Origin of the sequence: Myxococcus stipitatus DSM 14675, assembly GCF_000331735.1 — a bacterium.
GTDB classification, from domain to species: Bacteria; Myxococcota; Myxococcia; order Myxococcales; family Myxococcaceae; genus Myxococcus; species Myxococcus stipitatus.
On sequence record NC_020126.1, the window covers coordinates 4,557,655 to 4,572,641 of the forward strand.

Genomic DNA, 14,987 nt, shown 5'->3' on the forward strand with positions numbered 1-14,987 from the left:
GAAGGAGTCCTCCACCGGCCCCGTGGCGAATCAGGGCCGGCTACTGCGAGCGTCGCGCGAGCTCGGCTTCAATCTCTTCGTCACTCAGATTCGCCAGCTCATCGAGGGCCGCCTGACTGGCGGCGTCCTCCAGCGAGGACTGGTGGTCCGCCACCAGCTTCGCCAGGGCCGCGACCGTGGCGGCCTCGAAGAGCTTCGCGAGGGGAATGTCGAAGTTGAACTGGGTCCGCAGGCGTCCCGCCACACGCGTGGCCAGCAGCGAGTGTCCGCCCAGGTCGAAGAAGTTGTCGTTCAGGCCCACGCTGTCCACGCCGAGAATCTCCTGCCAGAGCGTGGCGAGCTGCTTCTCCAGGTCCGAGGCGGGAGGAACGAAGGGCGTCTTCGAGCGGCGTGGCTTGCCCGCGGTGCGCGCGCCCTGGGCGGGCTTGGACGTGTCGCGCTGAATCCACAGCCGCCAGCGCTGCGCCAGGTCACCCGTGGCGACCACCACGTGTCCGTCCACGCCGAGCGTCACCAGTCGCTGCACCGCCTCGGCGCCTTCCCGGGGCGTCATCGCGTACTGGTCCATGCTGGTGCGCACGTTCGTGTGCTTCGTCTCCTCCGGCCACGGGTCCCACGACGCGCTGACCCAGCGCGTTCCCGTGTGGCCCGCGCGGGCCTGCGCGAAGGCATCCATGAACAGGTTGGACGACGCGTAGGTCAGGTAGCCGAGGCCACCGAGCACCGCGGCGTTGGAGGAGAACAGGAGCACGAAGTCCGCGGCGCGGCGGCTCAGCACCTTCTCCAGCGCATACGTGCCGTAGACCTTGGGGCCGAACTGGGTCTCCGACTCGCTCCGGCCAATGTCCGTCAGCGGGTTGTAGAGCGACGAGCCATGCGTGACACCGGCGCAGTGGAGCACGCCGTTCAGCGCGCCGAACCGTGCCTCCACCTGGGCCACGGCCGCCTCGAGCTGCTCCGCGTTCGCGACGTCCGCGTGCACGACCATCACCTGCGCGCCGGCCTTCTCCAGCTCGCGCACCCGGAGGATGCGCTGGGCCATCGCGTCGTCCTTCGCGTGCGTGGCCAGGTAGCCATCCCACTCGGTCGGAGCGGGCATCGCGGTCCGGCCCAGCAGCGCCAGCCGCGCCTTGAACGTGCGCGCCAGATGGTCGGCCAGCATCAGGCCCACGCCGCCCAGGCCACCGGTGATGAGATAGACGCCCTGCTCACGCAGCGGCGCGGGGGCGTCACCGGACGGCTCCAGCCGCAGGGGCGAGAGCGCCTGGGCGAAGCGGAGGTTGCCTCTCCAGGCCACCACGGCGTCCTTCGAGCGCTGGCTCAGCTCCGACAGCAGCCGCTCCGCCAACTGCTCCACGCCCGCGCTGCGCGGCTCGGGCGCCACCAGGTCGATGCAGCGGGTGCTGACGTGCTCCTGCTCCTGCGGAATCACCTTGCACGGTCCCAGCAGGGTGGCCTTCTCCGGGAGCGCGGTGCTCTCTCCGGCCACGTTGGCCAGCCGATCCGTCACGACCTCCAGCCGCACGGGACGCGACGCGTCTCCCGTCGCGAGCGCCTGACCCAGGTGCAAGAGGCTGTAGTAGCCCAGGTCCTGCACGTCGCGGAACAGCTCGGGCCCGGTGCGCCCCGCGCCCGAGGCGCCGAGGCTCCACAGGTGGACCACCACCGACGGGCTCAGCTCCTGGTCCGCCAGGTCCTTCCACAGCGTGGCGTAGTCGCCGCGAACACGCGGGTCCAGCGCGTAGCGGCGCGCGGCGTCGCGCATGAAGGCGCTTCCCTGGCGGATTCGCACCACGTCCTGGCCGGAGTCCTCCAGCCGACGGCACAGCGCCTCACCGACGCCGAGCCCGTCCACGAACACCACCCAGCAGCGGCGCTCGGCCAGGGCCTTGCGGTCCAGGGCGATGGGCGCCGTGCGCTGCCAGGTGGGCGTGTGGAACCAGTCCGCCATGTCCACCAGCTTCCCCTGCGGAACCTGGCCTTGCGCCTGCGACGCCTCCACGCGTGCCGCGGGAGGGACCCAGTAGCGCTGACGCTCGAAGGGGTACGTGGGCAGCGGCACGCGCCGTCGCTCGCGCCCTTCGTTCACCGCCTCCCAGTCCACTTCCACGCCGTCCAGCCAGAGCTGGCCCAACGTCTCGAGCATCGCCACCAGCGCGGGCGGGTTGTCTCCGGACGCGGGCACACACGTGCGCAGCGCACGCGTCCCCGCGGTGCCCGCATGCGTGCGGGCGCTCTCGACGAGCGCTCCCGGCGCGCACATCGCGAGCACGACCCGCGTGGGCTCCTTCATCAGCTCGCGAAGCGCGTCGTCCATGCGAGGCGCGGGACTCGCCGCGTCCCGCCAGGTCTCCGCGCGCAGCGCCTCGGCGGCCGTGACGAGCGCGCCCGTGGCCGCGAGGTACAGCGGCACCTCCGGGGCCTTCAGGCTCGCCGCCTCGGGCATCGCCGTGCGGCCTTCGCTCCGGGCCAGCGTCAGGTTCAGGGCCTCTTCCAGCGGGAGCACCCCCGCGAGGCAGGCGGCGATCCACGCGCCAAGGCCTTCGCCCAGCAGCGTCTCCGGGTGGATGCCCCACGACATCCAGAGGCGCGCCAGTGCATACGGCTCCACGAAGCGCGCGGCCGCGTCCACCGCTCCCGCGCGCGCGGGACGGCCGCCATCCTCGGGATACAGCACGGCGCGCAGGTCCGCGCCCAGGCGCGGCTGGAGCAGCTTCGCGCAGCGGTCCACCTCGTCGCGGAAGGCAGGCTCCGCGCGGTACAGCGCCTCCAGCGACGTCGCCACTCCGGCGTCGGAGAAGAGGAACGACACGGGACGATTGCTCGTCTCATGCGTGCCCGAGAGGACGCGGCGGGGCTCCGCCATGCGCAGGACACGCACGGCATCGCGCGTGTCGCGGGCCACCACCACGCGGCGGTGGGCGTGCGCCTTGCGGCCGACCTGGAGCGTGTGCGCCACATCCGCCAGCGAGAGCTCCGGATGCGACTCCAGGTGCTGCGCGAGCCGCGCGGTGGCGCTGTCGAGCGCCGTGTGGCTGCGCGCGGAGAGGACCAGCAGCTCCCACGGCCGACCCGCGGCTGAGGGCTGAGCGGCGGGAGCCTCTTCCAGGATGACGTGGGCGTTGGTGCCGCCGATGCCGAACGAGCTGACGCCCGCACGGCGAGGCGTCCGTCCCCGCGCCCACGGCTGGAGCGTGGTGTTCACGAAGAAGGGGCCGCTGTCGAAGTCGATCTGCGGGTTGGGGGATTCGAAGTGGAGGCTGGGCGGGAGCTGCTGGTGCTTCATCGCCAGGATGGCCTTCAGCAGGCTCGCGCTTCCGGCCGCCGCGTCCAGGTGGCCCACGTTCGTCTTCACGGAGCCGATGGGCACCGTGCGGCGCCCCAGGCTCTTTCCACCGAACGCCTTGGTCAGCGCGCGCAGCTCGATGGGGTCTCCCAGCGCGGTGCCCGTGCCGTGCGTCTCCACGTAGGAGATGGAGTCGGCGGAGACCTCCGCGGCGGCGAGCGCGTCCTTGATGACGGTGGCCTGGCCCTGCACGCTGGGCGCGGTGAAGCTGGCCTTCACGGCGCCGTCGTTGTTGATGGCGGAGCCCTTGATGACGGCGTGGATGGTGTCGCCATCCTCGAGCGCGTCCTCCAGGCGCTTGAGGACCACGAGCCCGATGCCGCTGCCGAAGATGGTGCCCGCCGCCTTCGCGTCGAACGCGCGGCAGTGGCCATCCGGCGAGGCGATGCCGCCGTACTGGTACAGGTAGCCGACCTTCTGCGGGACGTTGATGGCCACGCCGCCCGCGACGGCCATCCGGCACTCATCCGCGAGCAGGGCCTGTCCCGCCAGGTGCAGCGCGACCAGCGCCGTGGAGCACGCGGTGTGGACCGAGTACGCGGGCCCGCGTAGGTTGAGCCGGTGCGCCGCGCGCGTGGTGAGGAAGGCCAGGTCGTTGCCCAGGCCAATCTCGAAGGGGTCCAGTCCCCCGACGGCAGCAGGGTTGGAGAAGAGGTTGAAGAGGTACGTGTCCGTGCGAGCGCCGGCGTAGACGCCGATGCGACCCTTGAAGCGCTCGGCGTCGTAGCCCGCGTGCTCCAGGGCCTCCACCGCGCACTCCAGGAAGACGCGCTGCTGTGGGTCCATCACCTCCGCTTCCTTGGGGGTGACGCCGAAGTAGCCCGCGTCGAAGAGGTCCGCGTCCTCGAGGATGGCGGCGGCCTTCACGTAGTTGGGGTCCGAGCGGATCGCCGCCGTGTCGAGCGCGCTGGGCTCCAGGTCCTCGTCCGTGAGGAACTGGATGGACTCCACGCCGTCCTTCAGGTTGCGCCAGAACGCTTCCAGGTCCTTCGCCCCCGGGAACCGCCCCGCCATGCCGATGACAGCAATCTCCAGACCCGTGGTGTCCGTGTCGGACGAATCCGTGGCCATGCTCTTCTCCGAAATCCCGCTCAAGTGTCGACCTTCCTCGCCCTTTGCTGCTTCAGCGCGCTCCTGCGGCGCTGGCGCCGTTCCTCGTCTTCTGTCTCTTCCGGGGCCTCGGGCCCTTCGCTCGCTGGCGAGGCCAGTCCCACTCGACGGACCAGGTCCTCGATGAGGTGACGTGCCTTCGCCGCGCCGTGCTCCGCGCGCAGTTGCTCACCCACGCGCGCCGCGGAGGCCCTGGGCTCCTCGTGGCTCAGCGCCGCGCCGAGTGCCTGCGCGAGCCGCTCCACGCTCAGCTCACCGATGGGGACCGCCGCTCCGCCGCAGCGGAGCTCCTGGACGACCTCGCCCCAGGTGAACTGGTCATACGTGTGCGGCACCACGACCTGCGGAACCCCCGCGCGGAACGCCGCGCCCGTGGTGCCCGCGCCGCCGTGGTGCACCACGCACGACACGCGCGAGAAGAGCCACGAGTGAGGCACCTGTCCCACGACGCGCACCGTGGAGGGGAGGGCGCGCTGGCCCAGTCCACTCCACCCTTGCTGGATGAGGGCCCGTCGTCCCGCGCGCACCGTGGCGTCGACCAACGTGTTCGTCAGCGCGACCGGGTCGCCGTGGGTCATGCTGCCGAAGGTGATGCAGACCGGGGCCTCGCCCTCCGCGAGGAACGCCGCCAGGTCCGCGTCGGGCGTGAAGGCCGGCTCCTCGAGCAGGCAGTACCCCACGGTGTGGTGGTGCGGCGGGAGGTCCGCCGCGGGCGGCCGCACGTGGCGGCTCAGCGCCGTGAGCACGAGCTGCGGTGAGAGCCCATCCACCAGCGGGTTGTCGAGCGGCGGCAGGCGCAGGGACTCGCGCAGGGGGTTGACCAGTCCTCGCACGGCGGCCTGGAACGCGGGGCCACCGCCGCCACTGCCGCTGTGCTCCACGAGCACCGTCACGAAGGGGACGTGTGTCAGGTCGTGCACCATGCGCGCGGCCGGCTGGACGCGTCCGCTGATGAGCACGTCCGCGCCCCGGCACGCGGCGCGAAGGTCCTCCAGCATGCGCGGGAGGGACTCCACGAGCGGCTGGAAGAGCTGGAGCATCCCGCTGGCGTCGTGGATGACGTCGGGGCTGCCCATCATCGCCTGCGTGATTCCGCTCTGGGCCGCTCGCAGGTCCGGGCCCACGGGCAGGAACTCGAGGCCATGCTGCTCCGCGAGCGAACGGTACGACGGCGCGGCGGCGAGCACGGGGTGATGCCCGTGCCGACGCAGCTCGACGGCCAGCGCCACGAAGGGCTGGACGTCTCCGAGCGTGCCGAAGTTGGTGAGGATGGCGCGCATCAGCTGCCTTCCTCCGCGTCCTCATCCTCCGCGCGCCGGCGCGAGCGCTGACGCTGGAGGTTCTGCTTGCGGCGCTGGACGGTGGACTCGCGCTCGTCCGCTTCGCCCTGCGCCGCGCCCGGGTTCGCGTCGGGCGGCTGAATCAGCGCCGCCAGCGCCTTCACGGTGACGCCTTCGTAGAGGCTGGACGCGGGCACGCTGAGGTTGAGCCGACGCTTGAGCTGGTCGGTGAGCTGAACCGCGACGAGCGAGTCGCCGCCCAGCTCGAAGAAGTTGTCCTGGATGCCGATGGGCGTCACGCCCAGCATCTGCTGCCAGAGGTCCGCGAGCAGCCGCTCCAGCTCCGTCGTGGGCGCCACATAGGCACTGCGAAGGTTCGACGGACGGGGGTGCAGCGGACGCGCCACGACCTCCGCTTGCGCGGGCAACGGCTGCGGCGGTGCTTGTCGCGCCTTCACGTCATGCGTGGAGATGACCAGCCACGGCCCGGCCGCGTGCGCGAGCATGCGGTCCAGGACCTCCGCGCCTTGCTCGGGCGCGACGGCGAGTCGGTCGATGGCCTCGCCGCGTGCCCCCAGGTGCGCGCCGTAGTCCTCCACTCGCACCACGTCCCAGCCCACGCTCGTCCAGCGCCGGCCCGCTCGGGTCGCCGCTTGTGCGAAGGCGTCCTGCCAGGCGCTCGCGGCGGTGTGCGCGACGGTGGAGATGCCGCCCAGCACCGCGGAGATGGACGACGCCACCACGCGGAAGTCCAGGGGGCGATCCCCGAGCACGGTGTCGAGCAGCGCCAGGCCGCGGACGCGAGGGTCGAAGTGCCACGCCGTCTCGTCCGGCCCTGTCTCGGAGACGAGGCGGGCGACCTTCTGTCGCGGCAGCCACGCCGCATGCACCACGCCGTGGAGCGCGCCCCATCGCGTGACAGTCGAGTCCACGGCCGCGCGAAGGGCCTCCTCGTTCGTGAGGTCGACGGAGACGACGTGGACCTCCGCGCCCATCGCCTCGAGCTCACGCGCGCGGCGGATGCGCTGGGCCTGGTCCTCGCCCGCGTCGGGCGTGGACACCGGTGCGTCCCAGGCGTCACGGGCGGGGAAGCCCACGGGCTCCAGGCACACGAGCTTCGCACCCGGGGACAGCTTCGCGAGCGCCCTCGCGTTCATGGCTCCGACACCTCCGAGGCCATGCACGAGCAGATAGACGCCGCCCGCGCGCGCGGTCGGATGCGGCGCGGGAGCTTCGGGCAGCGGCAGCGATTCCAGGACCGGGACCCAGCGGTGGGCTCCACGCAGCGCCACCACCGCCTCGCGAGGCGCGGCGCGCAGCTCGGTGCGGAGCGCCTGGAGGCTCGCGGGCGACAGTCGAACCCCGGCCTCCGTCACCACATCCACGTGGTGGAAGCGCAGGTGGGGGTGCTCCTGCGGGATGACGCGGCAGGGGCCGAGCACCGTCGCCTTGTCGGCGGAGAGGACCTCGTCACCGGTGACGTCGTGGACGTGGTTGGAGACCACGAAGACGGTGCAGGGGCGCTCGGGAGTGAGCTCGACGAGGACGCGCGAGAGGGCCACGAGCGTGTGGTAGCCGCTGGCCTGGGTCTGCGCGAAGGACGCGGACGGCTCCGCGGTGAGGCTCCACAGATGCAGCACCGCGTCCGGGAGTCGGCCTGACTCGCGCAGCGTGGTCACCAGCTCGCGCAGGTCCGCCTGGGAGCCGGGCGCCATGGTGAAGTCCGTGTCGTTGTGGCGCTGGAACCCGGTTCCGGGCTTCACACGCACCACCCCCTGCTCAGCGCCGGGCTCGGGAGCCAGGAGCGAGTCGGCGGTCGACGCCGCATCCTCGAACACCAGCCACACGCGCGGACCCGGAGACTTGGAGGTGCTCGCGGGGGCGAGCGGCGCGCGCTTCCAGGAGGGCGCGTGGAACCAGTTCTCCAGCGGGGCCTGCGCTTCGGGCGCTGGGAGGCTCTCGGACGTAGCCGGGGCGACGGTGGCTCCACCGCGCGGGCTCTGCTCCTCGGGCTCCACCCAGAAGCGCTGCCGCTCGAAGGGGTAGGTCGGGAGCGGGAGGCGCTGGCGCCGCTCGTCGCCGTGGAAGCTCCGCCAGTCGATGTTGACGCCCGCGAGCCACAGGTTGCCCAGCGTCGTGTACGCGAGCGGCGGCGTGCCGTCGGCGACGGTGTCCTGGGGCATCGGCATGGAGCCGAGGACGGGGCGCGAAGGCGTGGACGCCGGATGACGCCGCGCCAGACGGCTGAGCACCTGACCCGGCCCCGCCTCCAACAGGACGCGCTTGGGGTCGGAGAGCAGGGCGTGCAAGCCATCCGCGAAGCGCACCGCGCCGCGCAGGTGCTGCGCCCAGTACCGAGGGCTCGTCGCCTGCTCGGTGGTGATCCACGTCCCCGTCACGTTGGAGATGAAGGGGAGGGTGGGGGGACGCAAGGGCATGGCCGCCGCTCGCGCCGTGAAGGCGTCGAGGATGGGGTCCATCATCGAGGAGTGGAACGCATGCGACGTGACGAGCACGTGGCAACGCACACCCGACTCCTCGAGCTGCCGACGCAGTCGCTCGATCGCCTCCGTGGGCCCGGAGGCGACGCACTGCATGGGGGCGTTCACCGCCGCGAGGCTCAGCTCGGTGCCGAGCGAAGGCCGCAGCTCCTCCTCGCTGAGGGGCACCGCGAGCATGGAGCCCGCGGGGAGGGACTGCATCAGCCGGCCCCGCGCCGCCACGAGCTGAAGCGCGTGTTCCAGCGTGAAGACCCCCGCGAGGCAGGCGGCCACGTATTCGCCAATGCTGTGCCCCAGCATGGCGGCGGGCTTCACGCCCCACGACATCCAGAGGCACGCGGTCGCGTACTCGAGCGTGAAGAGCGCGGGCTGGGTGAGCTCCGTGCGCGCCAGCGCCTTCTCGTTCTCCGCGGCGTCACCCGACCTCGGGTACAGCACGTCGCGCAGATCCTTGCCGCCGAGGTGCGGCTTGAGCAGCTCCGCGCACCGGTCCACCTCCGCGCGGAACACGGGCTCCGCGTCGTAGAGCGCGCGACCCATGCCCACGTGCTGCGAGCCCTGGCCAGGGAAGAGGAACGCCACGGGGCGCTCCACGCCGTCCTCCGTCGCGGTGTGCACGCGAGGGCTGTCCGGCTGGGAGAGCACCGCCACCGCGTCGCTCACGCCTCGCGCGAGGACGAAGCGGCGCTGGCCGAAGCGCTGACGTCCCACCTGGAGCGTCCACGCCACGTCCGCGAGGGCCTTGTCGGAGGTGCCCTCGAGCGCCCTCGCCAGGCGGCCCGTGCTGGACTCCAGCGCGGACGACGTGCGCGCCGACAGCGGGAGGAGCTGCCACGCGCGCCGCGAAGGAGCGCTGTCGGCCGCGCGCGGCGGCTGCTCCAGGACGACGTGCGCGTTGGTGCCACCGACGCCGAAGGAGCTGACGCCCGCGCGCCGGGGCAGCGCGCTCGTGGGCCAGGGCTTGAGCGTCGCGTTGACGTAGAAGGGGCTGCCGTCGAAGTCGATGGCCGGGTTGGGCCGCTCGTAGTGGAGGCTGGGCGGCAGCTCACCGTGCTTCAACGCGAGGGCCGTCTTGATGAGGCCGGTGATGCCCGCAGCCGCGTCCAGGTGACCGACGTTGCCCTTCACCGAGCCGAGCGCGCAGAAGCGCCTGCGCTGGGTGCTGGAGCGGAAGGCCCGCGTGAGCGCCTCCACCTCGATGGGGTCCCCCAGCGGCGTCGCGGTGCCGTGGGCCTCCACGTAGCCGATGGTGTCCGCATCCACGCCGGCCGCGGCGAGCGCCTCGGCGACGACCTGGGCCTGTCCCTCCACGCCCGGCGCCGTGTAGCCCGCCTTGAGCGAGCCATCGTTGTTGATGGCCGAGCCCTTGATGACCGCGTGTACGGTGTCGCCGTCGCGCACGGCGGCCCGCAGCTTCTTGAGCACCACCACGCCCGCGCCGCTGCCGAACAGCGTGCCTCGGGCCTTCGCGTCGAACGGGCGGCAGCGCCCGTCCGGGGACGCCATGCCGCCCTCCACGTGGCGGTAGCCGTTGAGGAAGCTCACGTTGACGGACGCGCCACCCGCGAGCGCGATGTCACACTCCCCATTGAGCAGGCTCTGGCAGGCCTGGTGCACGGCGACCAGCGACGTCGAGCACGCGCTCTGCACGGCGTGACTCGCGCCGCGGAGGTTCAGCTTGTACGAGACGCGCGTGGCCAGGAAGTCCGTGCCGTTGCCGATGTTGACCTGCACGGGCTCCACGGAGCCCAGCACGCGAGGATTCCTCGCCAGGTTCATCAGCAAGTAGGTGTTGAGCGTGGCGCCGCCGTACACGGAGATGGCGCCGGAGTAGTCCCGAGGCGAATAGCCCGCGTGCTCCAGGGCCTCCCAGCAGATCTCCAGGAAGACCCGGTGCTGGGGGTCGGTCAGCTCCGCCTCGCGAGGGGGCATGTCGAAGAACGCGGCATCGAAGGACTCGGGCTCCGGGAACACCGCGGAGGCGCGCACGAAGTCGGGGTCCTCGACCTGCTCTTTCGACGCGCCCGCGGCGCGACACTCCTCGGGTGAGAGGAACCGGATGGATTCCACGCCGCCCCGGACGTTGCTCCAGAGCTCCGCCGTGTCCCGAGCACCCGGGAAACGCCCTGACATGCCGATGATGGCGAGGTCTGCGTCGTCGATGTCTGGAGTCTGCTTCTCGTCCACGTCATCTGCTCCTTCGGTGCATCACTCGCGGCGACTCCGCCGCTCCCTGCGTTGCGCGCCTCGGTTCTGACTCGTCTCGAAGCCGGGGGGCTGGGCCGCGGTGGCCGGCCCTCCCAGCTTCTTCGCCAGCGTGGCGACGGTGGGGGCCTCGAAGACGGAGGTGAGGGGAATGTCGCGCCCCAGCTCCCGCTTCAGCCGACCCACGATCTTGAGCCACAGCAGCGAGTTCCCGCCGAGGTCGAAGAAGTTGTCGTGGATGCCCAGCTGCGCCAGTCCGAGCTGCTCCTGCCACACCTTCGCCAGCGCCAGCTCCACGTCATCCGTGGGCGCCACGTACTCGGTGCCGAGCTGAGGCCGCTCATGCACCGTGCCCGTGGGGGCTTCCGCGCTCGCACCTTCCTTCCGCACCCAGCGCGCCACCCGCGCGGGCAGGTCGCCGGTGGAGACCACCACCTGGCCACCCTGCGCGGACTCCACGACGCGGCGGAACGCCTCCACGGCCTCGGTCGAGGACATGGCGAACGCGTCCAGGCTCGTCTTCGCGCCCGGCGTGCCTTCCTCCGCGACGGGCCAGCCATCCCAGTTGGTGCTCAGCCAGCGCGTCGTGCCCGCCTGGGTGCGCGAGGCCGCGAACGCATCGAGGAAGGCGTTGGCCGCGCCGTAGGCCCCAAGCCCCAGGCCCCCGAGCACGGCGGCGTTGGAGGACACCAGCAGCACGAAGTCCAGCGAGCGTCCGTCGAGTGCCCGCTCCAGCGCATAGGTGCCATGGACCTTCGCGCGGAAGTGGGGCGCGCAGGCCGCCGCGTCCAGGCCGGCGAGCAGCGCCACCGCGCCCTCACCCGCGAGGCCCGCGGCGTGGATGACACCGTGCACCGCTCCGAAGCGCGCTTCCGCCTCCGCGAGCACGCCGCGCAGCCGCGACTCGTCCGCGACGTCCGCGCGCACCACGAGCACTTCCGCGCCCGCCGCTTCCAGCTCCCGCACCGCGCGCTGCTTGTGGCCTCCCGGGTCCACCTCCAACCCGGAGCGGCCCACGAGGACCAGCCGCGCTTGATGGCTCCGCGCGAGCTCACCCGCGAGCAGCAGCCCCACGCCGCCCAAGCCGCCGGTGATGAGGTACACGCCGCGCGTCCGGAGGGGCTGCGCGGCCATGGCGTCCTGCTCGAGCCGCAGCGGCTCATGCGTCTGCACGAGGCGCTGGGCTCCCCGCAGGGCCACCACCGGCTCGGCGGAGTCGGAGAGCAGCTCTCGCGCCAGCGCGCTCACGGTGGACAGGCCCGTGCCACGGCCCAGGTCGACGTACCGGCACGCGACGCCGTCGTGCTCCTGGGGAATCACCTTGCACAGCGCGGGGACCGTGGCGAGCGCGGGCTGGACCTCGTCCGTGCTCTCCACCTCCAGCGCCATGCGCCCCACGACCGTCAGCTCGACGCGCTTGGGCAGTGACGCTTCCACCAGCGCACGCGTCAGCCGGAGCACGGAGTGGAAGCCGCGCTCCTGGGCGCTGTCGAAGTCGGTGGTGCTGGAGCCATCCAGGCTCCACAGGTGGACCACGCGCTCCACGTCGAGGCCCTTCGCCTTCAGGGCGTTGAGCAGGAAGAAGGTCTCCTCGGGGGCCGTCGGGTCCAGGCTGAAGTGGTGCTCACCCAGCTCCTGGAGATGGGTGCCCGGCGTGACGCGTACGACGCGCTGGCCCGCGCGCACCAGCTCGTTGACCAGCGCCTCGCCAGGTCCCGTCGAGTCCTGGAACACGACCCAGGTTCGCGCGGTGACGGCGCCCGCCTTGGGAGGTGACAGCGGGGCGCGCCGCCAGGAGGGGACGTAGAACCAGCTGGCCACGTCCGCGTTCTTTCGCGCGCTGCCACGCCGCGCGGCGGAGGGCGCCTCGGGAGCGAGCCAGTAGTCCTGTCCCTCGAAGGGATAGGTGGGCAGGGGAACGCGCAGCCGTCGCGCGTCTCCACGCACCGCGGCCCAGTCCACGCTCACACCCGCGGCCCAGAGCTTTCCAAGGGTGCCCGCGAGCAGCTCCTCGTCGGCCACCGGGTCCTGCGGATGGCGGAGGGACGGAAGCACGGGCGGCGCGTTGGGGCCGGTGAGCTGCAGCCGCGCCAGCGTGCCGAGCGTGCGGCCCGGGCCGACCTCCAGATAGACGCGGTGAGGCTGCTCCGCGAGCGTGCGGATGCCATCGCCGAAGCGCACCGTGTGCCGCAGGTGCCGCGTCCAGTAGGCCGGGTCCACGGCCTCCTCGGGTGTCATCCACGTGCCGGTGACGTTGGACATCAGGGGCAGGGTGGGGACGTTGCGCTTCAGCGTCCCGATGAACTCCTGGAAGCGCGCGAGAATCGGCGTCACCAGGTGCGAGTGCGCCGCCACGTCGATGGGGATGTGCCGGAACTCCACCTCGCGGCGAGCCAGCTCCGCGGCCAGCGCCTCGACGGCTTCGACCGTGCCGGCGACCACGCACTGCGAGGGGCCGTTCACCGCCGCGAGCGACAGGGAGTCGCCGAGCAGCGGCCGCACCTCCGCCTCGGGCATGGGCACGCTGAGCATGCCGCCACCGGGCAGCTCCTCGAAGAGCTTGCCGCGCAGCACCACCAGCGCCAGCGCATCCTCCAGCGAGAAGACGCCCGCGAGGCACGCCGCCGTGTACTCACCCAGGCTGTGGCCGATGACCGCCTCGGGCTTCAGGCCCCAGGACTCCCACAGGCGCGCCATCGCGTACTCGACGGTGAACAGCGCGGGCAGGGCCAGCGAGGTCCGCTTGAGGCGCTGGCCCGCGTTCGCGGCGGAGTCCGCGTCCGGGTACATCAGGGGCTTCAGGTCGAAGCCCAGGCGAGGACGCAGCAGCGCACAGCACTGGTCCACCGCTTCGCGGAAGGCGGGCTCGGCGGCGTAGAGCCCTCGGCCCATGTCCGGATACTGCGCACCGCCGCCGGGGAACATGAAGACGGCGGACGGCGTCGAGGAGCTCGGCGCCAGCGTGAAGAGGCGCTGAGGGTCTCTCGACTCCAGCACGCGCACGGCATCGTCCCGGTCCTTGCAGACCACCACGCGTCGGAGGTCCAGCGCCTTGCGCCCCGATTGCAGCGTCCACGCCACGTCCGCGAGCGGCTGCTCCGGATGCTCCTTCAGGTGCGAGAGCAGCGACGCGGTCAGCGCCTCCAGCGCCGTCGGAGTCCGCGCGGAGAGGACCAGGACCTGCCACGCGCGCGACGCATCACCCGGGGGGATGAACGGCGACTCCTCCAGGATGACGTGCGCGTTGGTGCCGCCGATGCCGAACGAGCTCACGCCCGCACGGCGCGGCGTCGCGCCCACCGGCCAGGGCGCCAGCGTCGCATTGACGTAGAAGGGGCTGTTCGCGAAGTCGATGCGCGGGTTGGGCGCCTCGTAGTTCAGGCTGGGAGGAAGCTCCGCGTGCTCCAGCGAGAGCGCCGTCTTCACCAGCCCCGTCACGCCCGCGGCGGCGTCCAGGTGGCCCACGTTGGTCTTCACCGAGCCGAGCCCGCAGAAGGCGCGCTTGTCGGTGCCGGCGCGGAACACGCCATCGAGTGCCTGCACCTCGACGGGGTCTCCCAGCGGCGTGGCCGTGCCATGGGCTTCCACGTAGGAGATGGAGTCCGGCGTCACGTCCGCCATGGCCTGGGCCCGGGCGATGACCTCCATCTGGCCTTCCACACCGGGCGCCGTGAAGCCGACCTTCACCGCGCCGTCGTTGTTGATGGCCGAGCCGCGGATGACGGCGTGGATGGTGTCGCCGTCCTTGAGCGCGTCGTCCAGGCGCTTGAGCACCACGACCCCCGCGCCGCTGCCGAAGAGCGTGCCCTGGCCCTTCGCATCGAACGCGCGGCAGTGGCCGTCCGGCGAGGTGATGCCGCCTTCCTGGTACGTGTAGCCCGTGCGCTGGGGCACGTGCACGGACACGCCGCCCGCGAGCGCGACGTCACACTGGTAGCCGAGCAGGGACTGGCAGGCCAGGTGCGTGGCGACCAGCGACGTGGAGCAGCCCGTCTGGACCGTGAGGGCGGGGCCCTTGAAGTCCAGGTGGTAGGCCACGCGCGTGGCGAGGAAGTCCTTGTCGTTGGCCACCATGGCCGGGAAGGTGTCCTCGGCCTGCTGGAACTCCGCGCGCGAGAGCAGGTTGAAGAGCAGGTAGCTGCTGAGGCTGGAGCCCGCGAAGATGCCCGTGGTGCCCGGCACCTTCCCGGGGGCGTAGCCCGCATGCTCCAGCGCCGTCCACGCGCACTCCAGGAAGACGCGGTGCTGCGGGTCCAGCAGCTCGGCCTCGCGCGGGGCGTAGCCGAAGAAGGCCGCGTCGAAGCGGCCTGGCCGCTCCAGGACGGGAGCGGCACGCACGAAGCTGGGATTGGCCAGGAACGCCGGGTCCACGCCGAGGGACTTCAGCGCCTCGTCGGAGAAGAAGGTGATGCCCTCCACGCCCGCGCGCAGCATGCGCCAGAACGCCGCCACGTCCCGTGCCCCAGGTACACGCACCGCCATGCCCACGATGGCCACAGCCAGTCCTGAGTCCCCCTGGTACTCCACATGACTCCCCATGACAGA

The 14,987-nt window shown here is 72.0% G+C and carries 4 protein-coding genes; all 4 read right to left on the reverse strand.

The features are described 5' to 3' along the window. Positions 1 to 40: 40 nt before the first annotated feature. Genes MYSTI_RS17780 through MYSTI_RS17795 form a run of 4 tightly spaced genes read right to left on the reverse strand, consistent with a single transcriptional unit; the run spans position 41 to position 14,981 of the window. Complete coding sequence (locus tag MYSTI_RS17780) at positions 41 to 4,417, reverse strand: type I polyketide synthase (protein ID WP_044283758.1); 4,377 nt, start codon at positions 4,415 to 4,417, stop codon at positions 41 to 43. Between the two features lie 20 nt (positions 4,418 to 4,437). Then, positions 4,438 to 5,736 carry a glycosyltransferase gene (locus tag MYSTI_RS17785; RefSeq protein WP_015349161.1) on the reverse strand — a complete coding sequence of 433 codons (1,299 nt, stop codon included), beginning with the start codon at positions 5,734 to 5,736 and terminating at the stop codon, positions 4,438 to 4,440. Then, complete coding sequence (locus MYSTI_RS44685) at positions 5,736 to 10,424, reverse strand: type I polyketide synthase (RefSeq protein WP_015349162.1); 4,689 nt, start codon at positions 10,422 to 10,424, stop codon at positions 5,736 to 5,738. Before MYSTI_RS44685 ends, MYSTI_RS17785 begins: the two co-directional genes overlap by 1 nt. A 21-nt stretch (positions 10,425 to 10,445) precedes the next feature. Further along, positions 10,446 to 14,981, reverse strand: coding sequence for a type I polyketide synthase (locus MYSTI_RS17795; protein WP_015349163.1), 4,536 nt, complete (start codon positions 14,979 to 14,981; stop codon positions 10,446 to 10,448). Positions 14,982 to 14,987: the final 6 nt, after the last annotated feature.

Bases quoted from the DNA above. Each gene is read 5' to 3' on its own strand.
- MYSTI_RS17780 (WP_044283758.1), bottom strand. From the start codon at position 4,417: ATGGCCACGGATTCGTCCGACACGGACACCACGGGTCTGGAGATTGCT.
- MYSTI_RS17785 (WP_015349161.1), bottom strand. From the start codon at position 5,736: ATGCGCGCCATCCTCACCAACTTCGGCACGCTCGGAGACGTCCAGCCC.
- MYSTI_RS17795 (WP_015349163.1), bottom strand. From the start codon at position 14,981: ATGGGGAGTCATGTGGAGTACCAGGGGGACTCAGGACTGGCTGTGGCC.